At 60.8% G+C, this 12,850-nt stretch carries 11 protein-coding genes and 1 pseudogene; 3 read left to right on the forward strand and 9 right to left on the reverse strand.

Features of this window, described 5'->3' with window-relative positions:
• Positions 1–42 precede the first annotated feature (42 nt).
• The 9 genes from OOZ53_RS07880 to OOZ53_RS07920 form a co-directional block, all read right to left on the reverse strand.
• Positions 43–2,514, reverse strand: a complete 2,472-nt coding sequence (locus OOZ53_RS07880; RefSeq protein ID WP_271088870.1) for a sensor domain-containing protein — start codon at positions 2,512–2,514, stop codon at positions 43–45.
• A 469-nt stretch (positions 2,515–2,983) separates the two neighbouring features.
• On the reverse strand, positions 2,984–3,958 hold the full coding sequence (locus tag OOZ53_RS07885) for a quinone oxidoreductase family protein (protein WP_271088871.1): 975 nt from the start codon (positions 3,956–3,958) through the stop codon (positions 2,984–2,986).
• 28 nt (positions 3,959–3,986) lie between these two features.
• Entirely contained in the window at positions 3,987–4,289 is a 303-nt protein-coding gene (locus OOZ53_RS07890; protein ID WP_271088872.1) for a DUF1330 domain-containing protein, read from the reverse strand.
• Positions 4,290–4,315: 26 nt separating this feature from the next.
• A complete protein-coding gene (locus OOZ53_RS07895) occupies positions 4,316–5,662 on the reverse strand; it encodes a TRAP transporter large permease (RefSeq protein ID WP_271088873.1) in 1,347 nt (448 codons plus the stop codon).
• 42 nt (positions 5,663–5,704) lie between these two features.
• Positions 5,705–6,205: a TRAP transporter small permease gene (locus tag OOZ53_RS07900; RefSeq protein WP_271088874.1), complete on the reverse strand. Its 501-nt coding sequence runs from the start codon at positions 6,203–6,205 to the stop codon at positions 5,705–5,707.
• 57 nt (positions 6,206–6,262) lie between these two features.
• Positions 6,263–7,324 (reverse strand): C4-dicarboxylate TRAP transporter substrate-binding protein, encoded by a 1,062-nt coding sequence (locus tag OOZ53_RS07905; protein ID WP_271088875.1) that lies wholly within the window; start codon positions 7,322–7,324, stop codon positions 6,263–6,265.
• A gap of 124 nt (positions 7,325–7,448) precedes the next feature.
• Positions 7,449–7,898 carry a cupin domain-containing protein gene (locus tag OOZ53_RS07910; RefSeq protein WP_271088876.1) on the reverse strand — a complete coding sequence of 150 codons (450 nt, stop codon included), beginning with the start codon at positions 7,896–7,898 and terminating at the stop codon, positions 7,449–7,451.
• A gap of 24 nt (positions 7,899–7,922) precedes the next feature.
• The gene (locus tag OOZ53_RS07915; RefSeq protein ID WP_271088877.1) at positions 7,923–8,849 is read right to left on the reverse strand and encodes a dihydrodipicolinate synthase family protein; all 927 of its coding nucleotides are present in this window, start codon (positions 8,847–8,849) and stop codon (positions 7,923–7,925) included.
• A gap of 4 nt (positions 8,850–8,853) precedes the next feature.
• Positions 8,854–10,017: a zinc-dependent alcohol dehydrogenase gene (locus OOZ53_RS07920; protein WP_271088878.1), complete on the reverse strand. Its 1,164-nt coding sequence runs from the start codon at positions 10,015–10,017 to the stop codon at positions 8,854–8,856.
• Between the two features lie 249 nt (positions 10,018–10,266).
• Here OOZ53_RS07920 and OOZ53_RS07925 point away from each other — a divergent pair, with 249 nt between their 5' ends.
• The 3 genes and pseudogenes from OOZ53_RS07925 to OOZ53_RS26530 all read left to right on the forward strand — a co-directional run.
• Entirely contained in the window at positions 10,267–10,929 is a 663-nt protein-coding gene (locus tag OOZ53_RS07925; protein ID WP_271088879.1) for a GntR family transcriptional regulator, read from the forward strand.
• A 186-nt stretch (positions 10,930–11,115) separates the two neighbouring features.
• Complete coding sequence (locus OOZ53_RS07930) at positions 11,116–12,066, forward strand: AEC family transporter (RefSeq protein ID WP_271088880.1); 951 nt, start codon at positions 11,116–11,118, stop codon at positions 12,064–12,066.
• Positions 12,067–12,252: 186 nt separating this feature from the next.
• Positions 12,253–12,744 (forward strand): annotated as a pseudogene (locus tag OOZ53_RS26530) (class I SAM-dependent methyltransferase); the annotation flags it as partial.
• Positions 12,745–12,850: the final 106 nt, after the last annotated feature.

Raw genomic sequence — 12,850 nt, forward strand, 5'->3', positions numbered from 1 at the left:
CAGAGGTCTTGCAATCAGATTCGGTGACATTTCGAAGTTGTTCTACAACCGACTTTTGCCAATGCAGGCATCCGCGAAGAACCGGGCGTTGATCTCGTCGATCGGACGCGCCGGACTGACGAGGAAGCCCTGCATTTCCGTATAGCCGGCGGCCTTGACCTGATCGCGCTGGGTTTCCGTCTCCACACCTTCCGCGGTCGCCATCATGCCGAGATTCTGGCTGAGGCTGGCAACGGCCCTGACGATCACATCGGCCTCATCCTGATTGGAAAGGTCGTTGATGAAGGAGCGGTCGATCTTGATCTTGTCGAAAGGAAAGCTGCGCAGATAGCTTAGCGACGAATAGCCGGTGCCGAAATCATCCATGGCGATGCGTACGCCCATGTCCCGCAGGGCATGCAGCGTGTGCAGCGTCGATTCATTGTGCTGCAGCAGCACATGCTCGGTGATTTCCAGCTCCAGCCGATGCGGCGCGATACGCGAACGGGCAAGGGCACCGAACACGGAATTGACCAGGTTCTCGCTGCGGAACTGGGCCGGCGACAGATTGACCGCGACCTTGGTGTGCGACGGCCAACGGGTCGCATCCATGCAGGCCTGGTTGATCACCCACTCACCCAGCGGAATGATCAGTCCGATTTCCTCGGCAACGGGGATGAACTCGGCCGGCGAGACATTGCCGCGCAGCGGGTGGTGCCAGCGCAGAAGCGCCTCGAAGCCGGTCACTTCGTCGGATTCGAGGCTGATCAGCGGCTGATAGTGCAGCTCGAATTCGCTCGCCTTGAAGGCACGGCGCAGGTCGAGTTCCAGATTGCGCCGCGTCTGCATGCGCGCATCCATCTCCGCTTCGAAAAAGCGGTATATGCCGCGACCGTCATTCTTGGCGCGGTACAGCGCCATGTCGGCATTCTTGATGAGCTGATCGGGATCGCGTCCGTCCGAAGGCGCGACGGCGATGCCGACACTGGCGCCGATCACCACCTGGTGATTGTCGAGATCGAAGGGCTCCGACAGGACCTCGCAGATCCGTTGCGCCGTCGCGGTCGCCGCGTTCGGCTGATCCGGGGAAACCTGAAGGATTGCGAATTCGTCACCGCCGAGGCGCGCGATGGTGTCCGACTGGCGCACGCAGCCGCGCAGACGCTCGGCAACCGCCTGAAGCAGCTTGTCGCCCATGGGATGGCCGATCGTGTCGTTGACATTCTTGAAGCGGTCAAGATCCAGACACATGATCGCGAAGTTCCTGTTGCGGCCCCGCGCGGTGAGCGCAGCCTCGACTCGCTCGCGCAGGAAGGTCCGGTTCGGCAGGTTGGTCAGCTCGTCATGGTGCGCCATATGCGCCAGACGCGCCTGAATGCGCTGCAGTTCGGTCGTGTCCTCGTGGGTCGATACCCAACCGCCACCGGGCATCGGCTGGTGTGCGATGGCGACGGTGCGGTCATCCGACAATGTCTGGATCTTCACCAGCGCCTCGCCCGCATCGATGATCTTGTTCCAGCCCTCAAGATGTTTTTCGGGATCGATCCCGGCATAGTCGCCGCGCTCGATCCGGAAGCGGATCACATCATCGAACAGGGTACCCGGTTCGGCGAAGCGTTCCGGCATGTCGTAAAGTTCCAGATAGCGTTTGTTGCAGACCAGGAGCCGGCGGTCCTTGTCGAACATGCACAGGCCCTGAGACATGTTGTCGAGCGCGGCGTTGAAACGCCTGTTCTGCTCGGTCAATTCCTCGTCGCGCTTCAGCAAGGCCTCTTCGCTTCGCCTGCTTTCGGTCATGTCGGTATAGGTCGTCACCATGCCGCCGCCCGGAATCGGCGTGCCATGGATATCGATGACCGTCCCATCGGGACGAACCCGCTCGAAACGGTGGGGCTGGAACTGCCGTGCAAGTTCGACGCGCGTGCTTACCTGTTCCTCGATGTCCCCTTCGCCATATTCACCGCGTTCGGCATTGAAACGTATGAAGTCCTCAAACGTGCCGGCTTTGTTGCGGAAGTCCTCGGGAAACTCCAGCAGATTGATACATCTGCTGTTAAAGGCAACGAGATCCAGATTGCCGTCGAACATGCTGATGCCCTGGTCAATGGTCTCTATGATGACATTGAGCTGGTCCGACTTGCGGTCAGCTGCTTCCTTCTGCTTGTGCAGTTCGGTCATGTCGACATGAATGCTGATCGTGGATCCGTCCGCAGTGCGCTTTTCCGAAGATCGCAGAACGCGGCCGTCGGCAAGGCGATGCTCAAACGGCTCTTCCGGATTGCGGCGGCGGGCCATGCGCCGCTCGATCCACTCTTCGTCCCGGCCCATCATCGCACTCGGGCTTTCGTTTATGAAAACCTCGAGCAGTTCCCGGTACGTCATGCCCAGCTTCAGCTTGTGCCCGCATCCGGGAAAGAACCACTGTTTAAAAAGCGAGTTGCAGACCACAATGCGATCCTGAGAGTCGCACATCAAAAAACCGGCCGGTATGCTCTCGACAATATCCGTTAAACGGCATTCAAGCGGCGAATCCATAAAGATTCTCCTCTTTGCCCAATCTTAAACCCACACATGATCCGGACCCTGCGCGCGGCCATCATGCCGCATCGCCGAAGAGGTTCCCCACCCTGCCGGCAACCGAATGCAAAAAACGCAGAAAGCCTAACAGCGGAGTGCTGCGATTTGGTTGAAGCTTTTGGTAAACAGAAGGTTATCGCGGATGTGCATCGTTACAAATCCGGCATAGGCGGTATAAAGCCGTTGTTGTGGAGCTGATCATGCGCGTACAGTAACTTTTGAAACCGGTTGCAAACCAAATCAGGCTCTGGGAAATTGCCTTTGGGGGCGGCGACCTCGGAAAGAGGAAGCGAAATTTCAGCAGCGCCTACTTTATATATTTATATCACGAGAACATTATTCTCAGGCGCGATGGAAGGTCCTTCTTCGGAAGGGCCTTCTGTGCTTTGTGCCGAGACTGTCCGATGCGGCGGCCGCCGCATCGCGGCTACGGCATGATGATCGTCGACCCGGTCGTTTCGCCGGCTTCGAAAGCCCTGTGCACATCGACAATCTCGGCGAGCGGACGGCGCTGGCTTATCTCGGCCTTGAGCACACCGGCGGCAACCAGTTCGAATACCCTGGACGCGGAATGAACGAGATCCTCGCGCGCCGACACATAATTGGCGAGCGTCGGGCGGCAGAAATAGAGCGAACCCTTATGCTGCAGCAGGCTTGGCGGGACCGGCGGCGCCTCGCCCGTCGTCGAGCCGAAGGACATGAAATAGCCGCGCGGCGCCAAAGAATCGATCGATGCCTCGAATGTCGCCTTGCCGACGGAATCGAAGACAACGCTCACCCCTTTGCCGTCGGTGAGCTCGTGCACGCGTCCGGCAATGTCCTCGCTCTTGCGGTCGATCGCGTCGGCATAGCCGTTCTCCACAGCATGACGGACATTGTCCGCTCCCGAAGTCACTCCGATCATGCGGGCGCCGATGTGCCGGCCCCACTGACCGGCCAGATGGCCGACGCCGCCCGACGCGGCGTAAAACAGAACATCCTCGCCCCCCTTTACTGGATAGGCGCGGCACATCAGATATTCGACAGTCATGCCCTTCATCAGCACCGCGGCAGCAGTGGCATCGTCTATGCCGTCGGGAATCTTGATCAACCTTGCCGCCGGAACGTTGCGGTGCCTTGCATAGGCGCCGAGCACCGGACCGTAGACCACGCGATCGCCGGGCGCGACGTCGGACACGCCGTCGCCGACATGCAGCACCACTCCCGCCGCCTCCAGCCCGAGCCCGGACGGCAAGGCGAGCGGATAGTGGCCTGAGCGCTGATAGACGTCCATGTAGTTGAGCCCGATGGCGGTCTGCTCGATCTGGGCCTCGCCCGGGCCGGGCGATCCGACCTCGACCTCGGCGATCTGCATGACCTCTGCCGGCCCCTGCTCGTTAATGACGACTGATGTGGTTTTCATCTCGATCTCCAAAAAATGCACTTGCCGCTTATGCCGTGGCGTCACCGCCATCGACCAGAATGAGTTCGACCTCGCCGGCCCCGTCGCGGCGGTGCGCGGAAGCCGCCTTGTAGGCGTCGGATCGCCAGCAGGCCTCCGCATCGTCGAGCGAAGGAAATTCTATGACGACGAAGCGGTGAAATTTGTCGGGACCCTCCAGAATGCGGAAATCGCCGCCCCGCGCCAGGACCCGGCCGCCAAATCCGGCGATGATCGCCGGCACCTCGTCGGTGTAACGCTTGTAGGCAACCGGGTCGTTGATCTTCGAACGGGCAACCCAATAGGCAGGCATGTGCGGCTCCTCCTTGCTGCGTCGGATCAAAAGAGCTGGTTGGGCAGATAGTTGGCAATGCCGGGCACGGCAATGATGGAGATCATGCCGATCAGCATGATGATCCAGTAAGGGATCGAATATTTGAATATCTCGCGCACCCCGACATCGGGATCGGCGATGGCGGCCTTGACGGTATAGACAAGCAGACCGAAGGGCGGTGTCAGCAGCCCGGCCTCGATCGCCAATATGCCGATCACGGCAAACGAGATGCGGTCAAACCCGAGCGCCGCGGCGAGCGGTTCAAAGATCGGCACGGTCAGCAGCATGATCGAGATGGAATCGATGACCATGCCGAGCAGGAACCAGACGGCAACCATCAGCGCCAGGATGACATAGGGCGACAGGCCCGATTCAAGGAAGAAGTTCTGGATCGCGGAGGTGACGCCCGTCATTGCCAGCGTGCGGGAATAAAGCGCCGCCATCAAAAGCAGAATGAGGATCGGCGCCGCCGTCTTTCCGACGGAGAAGATCGCCTCCAGAAGGTCGCGGCCGCGCATGCCCTTGACGATGGCGAAAAGCAGCGCGACCGCCGCGCCGGCGCCGGCACCTTCGGTCGGCGTGAAGATGCCGAACCAGATGCCGCCAAGCACGCCGGCGATGATGAATCCGATGCCGGCAAAGCTTCCCAGCACCCTGAGCCCGTCCCCTTCGGCGGCCTGTGTCTCGCTGTCCGGCCCGCCCTGCTCCGCCGGCTTGCGGCGATGCTCGCCGGTCGCCTCGGGCCACAGGATCGCCGCCGTGACCACATAGATCAGAAACAGCGCGGCAAGCAGCAAACCCGGCAGGATTCCGGCCAGGAACAGCCGGCCGATCGATTGCTCCGTCAGGATACCCCAGACAATCATCAGGACGCTTGGCGGTATCAGCATGCCGAGGCAGCTCGAGCCGGCGATCGAACCAAGGGCGAAACCCTTGTGATAGCCGAGCGCCCGCATCTCCGGATAGGCGATGCGCGAGAAGGCCGCGGCGGAGGCGATGGAAACGCCGGTGACGAAGGAAAAGATGGTGTTGCCGATGACGGTGGCGACCGTCAGCCGCCCCGGCAGGCGGCGCACGCCGCGGTTGATCGCCGCATATATGTCGGTGATCGCGCCGGAGCGGGCAATGAACTCACCCATCAGCATGAACAAGGGGATGACGGCGAAGGTGAAGTCGCGCAGCGCCTCTGCCGCCGTGCTTGCCAGCATCCGTTCGACAATCTGGAACTTGCCCGTAACCAGATAGATGCCGACGACACTGGTGATCCCGAGCGCGACGGCGACGTGCACGCCCAGCAGCACGAGCCCCAGGAGCATGACGACGATAACGACCACCGTGTTGACATCAAACATGGTGTGCTGTCTCCCCGGCACGGATGAAGGGACGGGCTGCGGTCAAAGGGTCAGCTCCTCGGCATTGAGGTCGAACAATTCGATCGCCGCCAGAAGCAGATAGTTGACGACCGCAAGCGCGCTGCCGATCAGGATCGTGAAACGCGCCGGCCAGACAGGAACCCGAAGCGCGCCCTCGCCGTCGAACTCGCCATTGGCGAAGGAGCGCAGCGCCAGTTCGATGCCGCCGTGAAACAGGATGGCGAAGAACACGGCGCCCAGAATGTATCCGAAGGCCGCAAGAAAACGCTGGGCGCGCGGCCCGAACGCATGGATCAGGAAATCGGCGCTGAGCATGGACCGGCTGCGGATGGCAAAACCGAGCTGCAGGAAAACGATCATGACGACGGAATTCGCGACAATTTCCTTGGTGCCCTGCAACGGAAGGTTCACGGCGCGGAAGATGATGTCCGCAAGCGCGATGAAACACAGAACAAAGGCCCAGGTCGCCGCCAGGATCATCAGCAGCTTGGTGATACGGTCATTGAGGCGAATGAGGGCCATGGAATGTTCCGGATGGGGACGGGGCGGGGCCGCGAACGGCCCCGCTCAGATGTTTGGCTACTTGATGCCGTAGCGGACCGGCCAGGTATAGCCGTTGTTCTCGGCCGCCTCGATGGTCAGCTTCAGGACCTGTGAAGCCGGCAGTCCCTGAGCATCGAGCTCACTCGCCATTTTCTGCGGCCAAGTCGCCAGCGAGTTGGCCCAGTCCTCGCGCACCGCCGGATCGATTTCCGTGACCGTGATGAGATCGCGCAGGGTCGCGACATCCTTGGCGTAGCGCTCCTTGTTGACGATGCCCGTCTGCTCCTCGTAGTCGGCCGCCACCTCGAGCAGGATCGCCTGAACATCCTCCGGCAGGCTGTTATAGGTGTCCATGTTGATGGTCAGGCCGTGCCAGGTGATCGAGCCGAAGCCGATCAGCGTATAGAAGGGACCGGGCTCGTAGAGCTTGAGATTCACCCAGGCGCTTGGAAACATGATCCAGCCTTTGTAGACATTGGTCTTCATTTCCGTGTAGGCGGTGGCCAGGGAACTCTGCACCGGGGTCACGCCGCCATATTCCAGCCAGTTGAGATTAAGGCCGGCGCCGGCGATCTTCTCGCCCTTCAGGTCGGCAAGGGTGTTCCATTCAAAGCTGGTTCCCAGATTGTATCCGCCATCGGCGATGCGCGAGATCAGTTTCTGGTTGAACTTTTCCTCAAAGACATTCTGCAGATACGGCACCTGCTTGTAGACGTCCTGCGCGGTCTTCAGGCTGGTCGTCGGATCCATCGTTCCGAAGGGCAGCATCACCTGGAAGGCGTGCAGCGGCAGGTTGGAGGGCTCGAAGCAGAAGCAGAAGCCGCCGATATCGATGATACCGTCCTGAACGCCTTCCAGAACTTCCGTCACCTTGACGATCGAACCGGAGTAGCCCTCGACGAAGGTGATGGTGTGGTCCGTGCGCTCTTCGACGCGTTTCTTCAGCTCGGCCTGGAAATAGCTCTGCATGAGGCCGGCATAGACAACCCCCGGCGGGTGTCCGGAACCGATGCGCAGATTGATATTGTCGGCCAGGGCGCTGTCTGCGCTAAGCCCGATCGCCGCCGTCAAGGCGGCTGCAAATGCTGTCAATTTCATGGTCTTCCTCCCTCTATTCCGAAATGGGCCGGCAAAATCCGTCCGGTCCCGGGTTTCAGAAACTGTTTGCCGCCAATGGCGGGTATGCATTCTCCTTCCTCGTCTCGATCTCCCGATGGATCACTCAGGCAGGCTCTTTCAGCCGCACCTCCTCGGGAATGGGCAGAGGCGCATTGGCGCCGTCCTTGAACTCGACGGTGGTAAAGAGCAGGTCCGTGTCGCCGATATTGGCCACCGCATGGGTGAACTGGCCGCCATCGTCGAAGTTGAAGTGCATGGTCTCGCCGGGATAGTGCACGACGTCCTGGATGCGGCCGTCCTCGTACCAGCCACGGGCCTTGCCGTGCGAATGGGCGGTCCAGAAATAGTTGAGCACGTGGCGGTGGAAGGTGCAGCGCTTGCCGGGCGGCAAATGCAGATGCCACACGCGCACCTTGTCCGTCTCCGAGACGAGCACCGAACCGACAACGCCGTAGTCCTTGTATTGCTCGTATTCGTCCTGCAGCTCCTTCGGCCAGTGGGCGCGCGGATTGTCGCCCGCGCTCGGCTGCTCGACGATCTTGGCTTGTGCCATCTTTTTCTCCTCCGCCACGTCCCGTCAGGCGGCCGCGCGGCCGCGGCTCAAAACACCGCTCGCCGGCTCCAGCGCCTCGAGATCCTGTCTCAACTGTTGTTTCTGCTCCTGCGTCAGGCCGACCTGCGGCGCAAATACCGGCAGCCAGCTATCGTCTCCGGTGCGCCAGGCCTCGATCTGCTTGAGGGCGGCGCTGAGCGGATGGCGCGATATGGCGACGCGGACCGCCGTCAGCGTCTCCTGCAGCGCCGCCGCTTCTTCGCCCGCCGAGGAAAGGGTCGCCCGGGCAAGGGCAGCCGATGCATTCGTCGTTGCCGAAATGACACCGGCACAGCCCTTGCCCAGCCCCTCCAGGAGAACGCTTTCATTGGACGGAAAAACATCGAAATCATCCGCCGCATCGACAAATTCGAGGGTTCCGCCGAAATCGCCGGAACTGTCCTTGAGGCCGGCGATGAGCGGCCCGAACGCCCGTTTCAGCCGCTGGATCAGGTCAATGCTGATCGGCGTCATCGACATTTGCGGGAAGTGATAGAGGTAGACGCGCAGCCGGTCGTCGCCGACGCCTTCGATCAGCCGCGCGTAGTAGGCAAAGAGGCCCTCGTCAGAGACATTCTTGAAATAGAAGGGCGGCAGCACCAGCACGTTGAAGAAGCCGGCATCCGTTGCCGCTTTTGTCGCGGCGATCGCGTCACCGGTCGCGCAGGCGCCGGTGCCGAAGATAACCTCGGACGGTTTGAACCCGGCTTCGGCAAAGATCGCGGGCAGCGCCGTACGGAATGACAAGGGCAGCGAGTTGCCCTCGCCGGTCGTTCCCAGCGGCGCGACACCATCGAGACCCTGTTCGAGGTTCCAGCGGCAATAGCGCGCAAGCTTGTGCCCGTCCGGTTCTCCGTCGGGTCCGACCGGTGTCAGCGAAGCGGCATAGATTCCCTTGTTCGCCTTGGTCATGATGCTACTCCGCCACCTGAAGCTGTTCGCCGACGCCGCGCGCCTTGACCACCACCTTGATCGCATCCTCGACCCGTTCGCGCGCATAGCGCAGCGCCTCCGGCAGATCGTCGAGGGCGAATGTGTGGGTGTGGATGAGCGAGGCGTCGAAGCGTTTTTCCGCCATGAAGGCCATGGCCCTGTGGGTGGCGCTGCGCCCCTCGCCGCGAATGCCGTAAAGATACATGTTGTTCTTCACGACATGCGGCAGATCGACCGTCGCCGGGTCATGCGGGAAAGCGGCGAGGCAGATCTTGCCGCCGCGATTGGTCATGTGGATCGCATCGTTGATGGCCACCTCTGTTCCGGCGCATTCGACGACGTAATCGGCGCCGCGTTCGCCGACGATCCGCTTGACCGCCTCGACCCCGTCGGTATCGCGCACATTGATGACGTGATCGGCACCGAGCTTCCTGCCGATTTCCAGCCGTGCATCGCGCGTTCCGGTCAGAATGACCGGCGAAGCCCCGAGAGCCTTGGCAACGGCGACGGCCAGCAGGCCGATGGGACCGGGACCGGTGACCACGACGCTTTCGCCGGCAACCAGACCGCCAAGCTCGGTCAAGCCGTACATGGAGGTTCCGGCCGTGACGACCAGCGTGGCCTCCTCATCGGACATGGTGTCCGGGACCTTGATCACCGTGTTGATGTTGTTGACCGCGTATTCGGCAAAACCGCCATCCGTCGTGAAGCCGTTGGCGCGGTGACCCTTGTCGACGTCTCCATAGTTGAGGCCGTAATTGAGGCAAGCGGTGTACATGCCCTGCCGGCAGCGCTTGCACTGGCCGCACCCGGCGTGGATCTCGACCGTCACCCGCTCGCCGATTTCGAACTCGTCGACGCCGGGCCCCAGTGCGGCAACGGTGCCCATATATTCATGGCCGGGCGTGAAATTCCTGTTGAAGGGCGGACCGCCCTTGATCAGGGCGGGCGTGCCGTAGTGGATAATCTCCAGATCCGTCGCGCAGATCGCCACCGCGTCAATGCGCACCAGGATCTCGGCGAGACCCGGCATCGGGACCGGTTTTTCGGTCAGCCGCAACTCGTCCGGATCGCCAAGCACCCATGCCTTCATGGTCTCAGGGACCGGCATGTCCGCCGACATCTTTACAGGGCTCTGGCTGGCCATTCACGCATCCGTTCCGGAGAAGGGACCGTGTCCATACGATCCCGTTATTCGAGTTACCGGGCATGATACACGGCACCCGGCATGAGTCAAATATTATCGATAATCGTTCAAAGATTATCGAGAAATCAGTGAACTTTGCCGGTATTCAGGGCTTTATCCCTTGGCATTTTGTGACAATCGTCTATATCGTGAGACCAACACAGCGCCCGAAACAGGTCCCGGAACCGGGATGTCGTCAACTCCAGAACCATGTCGATCGCACCACCGCTTTCCAGAGCTTCCCTTTCGCAGCAAATCAGAGATCGCCTCCTTAGCCGGATAATGACCGGCGCCCTGAAACCGGGGGACCGGCTGGTGGAACTGAAAATCGCCGGCGAGATGGCCACCAGCCAGGCGCCGGTGCGCGAGGCCTTGCGCGAACTGGAAGCGATGGGCGTCGTCGAGACACTGCGCAACAAGGGCGCGCGCGTGCGGGTCATTTCGGACGAGGAACTGCGGCAGATCTACGATGTTCGCGCGCAATTGGAAGGCTATGCCAGCGAACTGGCGTCAGCATCCGGTCCCGCACTGCTTTCGCGGCTCGAGGACTGCGTCGGCAAGATGCGAAAAGCGGCCCGCAAGGGCGATTCGATGGCGTTTGCGGACCACAATATGGCCTTCCACCGCGCGATCGTGGAGGGATCCGGCAATACGGTGCTGCTCGGCATGTGGGAAACGCTCAACGTCAAGATGCGCACCATGGTCAATGTGGCCCGAAGCAGCCGCAATCTCGTCGACCTTGCGGAATCCCATATGCCCATCGTTGACGCGATCGCCGCAGGCGACGGCGCGCGGGCGCATGAAGCGGCCAAGCAGCATGTGCTCGACAACAAACCGGTGATGACGGCCGAAGGTCCGGATGCCGGCCAGTGAACCGGCATCGGCGTTTTCCCGCTGGATCGTTTCAGGACCGGCCCGGGCGACGCGGAAACCAGCCATGGCCGAGCCGTTTAACGGCAATCACGGTTCATCGGCTTATCCACAATTACCGATTGCATACATGTGATTTGCTGCACCGGTCTTCACAAGACCGGACGAAGCATATTTGATGTTTGTGCCATGGAAGTTGTTGAGCTGATATTTCCGGTATTCGCCGTGATTGTCACCGGCTATGTCTTTTCCCGGCTGGGACTGTTGCCAGACGGCGTCGGAGATTCGCTGATCCAGTTCCTGTTCTACGTGGCAATTCCCGCGCTCCTGTTCGTCGTCATTGCGCAGGAGGAAACAAAGGCGCTTCTGAACTGGCCATTTATCGTGTCTTTCGGCGGCGCCACCGTGGTCGTGTTTCTCCTCATGCTGGCTTTCGCCATCTATGTTCTCAAATCAAGCGCGGTCTCGGCGACGATGCTGGCGATGATCGCCGTTGCGTCCAACACGGGCATTGTCGGCCTGCCGCTGCTGCATTCGCTGTTCGGCAACAAGGTGATCGTTCTGGCGGCCCTTGCCAACATACTGGTCGTCCTGCTGATCATCATTCAGGTCTTTCTCCTCGAAGCGACCAAACCAAAAGAGCCCGACGAGGTGGTTTCAATCCTTGCCCATCTGAAAAAGGTTCTGCTGAATCCGGTGATCCTGTCGACCATCCTCGGGCTTGCCTATGCCATCAGCCCTCTGAGCCTGCCGAAAATCGTGGTCAACTACCTGGATGTGCTCAGTGCCGCCGTGGCACCCTGCGCCCTTTTTGCCGTCGGCATGTCGATCAGGCCGGCCTCGATTGTCCAAAGCGGCTCGACGGTCATTCTGGCGGCTTCGGCGAAGCTGATTGTCCTGCCTGCCCTGGCCCTGCTGATCGTTCTGTCGGTGGGCGCCGATCCGCTGGTCGCGGTCGCGGTGGTCGTTTCCGCTGCTCTGCCGACCGCGAAAAACGAGTTCATTCTGGCAAAGCAATACCATCAGTCGGAAGAGCTGGCGGCGCAGACCGTCTCGCTGACCACGGCGATTTCGATCGTAACGCTCATCCTGTGGCTGCTCGCCCTGTCGCGGATCTATCCGGATTCCTTCTCAATCTGACGGTCGGGAGTTTGGTATTGCCTTGCGTTGGCAGCCCGGGCAACTGCCAATGGATGGCATGCCCAGGCGACCAATGGAAAACAGCGACAGGAACCCCCTCGCCTCATGCTCAACGGGAGATACGTACCGATGGCAGAATATGTATTCAAACACGATCATCCCACGGAAGCGGCGCGCATGGATCTCATGGCCTCGGCGCTGGATGAGGCCAGCAAGTACCAGATTTCGAAAGTACCGTTGCGGTCTGACTGGACATGCCTTGAGATCGGCGCGGGCAGCGGTTCGATTTCGCGATGGCTTGCGCCGCAAGTTCCAGAGGGACACGTCACCGCGAGCGATCTTAATCCGGATCTGCTTGCCGGCCTTTCCGGCCCAAATCTGACCACCGAAAGGCTTGACCTGATGGAGGACCTGCCGGAAGCGCGCTACGACTTCATATTCCTGCGCGCTGTCCTACATCATATCCCCGAGCGGGAGAACGCGATCGGCATCCTTGTCGGAGCACTCAAACCGGGTGGCTGGCTGTTGATAAACGAGCCCGATCTTCACCCCATCAATTGCAATCTTCCCGAAGCTTGCCGACCGGTCTGGGAAGGGTTCTACAACTGGGCCGGCGATCGCGGCATAGACTACACAACTGGCCGCCGTATCCCCGCGCTCCTGCAGAGAAATGGCATGGAAAACATCACTTCAGAGGGTCATATCGCTGTCTACCCGGGAGGCTCTGTCCATGCGGAATGGCTGCGTGTGACAATTGCAGAGATTTCGCAATCCATGCTCGACG

It is taken from the genome of Allohoeflea poritis, from assembly GCF_027889715.1.
Taxonomy (GTDB): domain Bacteria; phylum Pseudomonadota; class Alphaproteobacteria; order Rhizobiales; family Rhizobiaceae; genus Hoeflea_A; species Hoeflea_A poritis.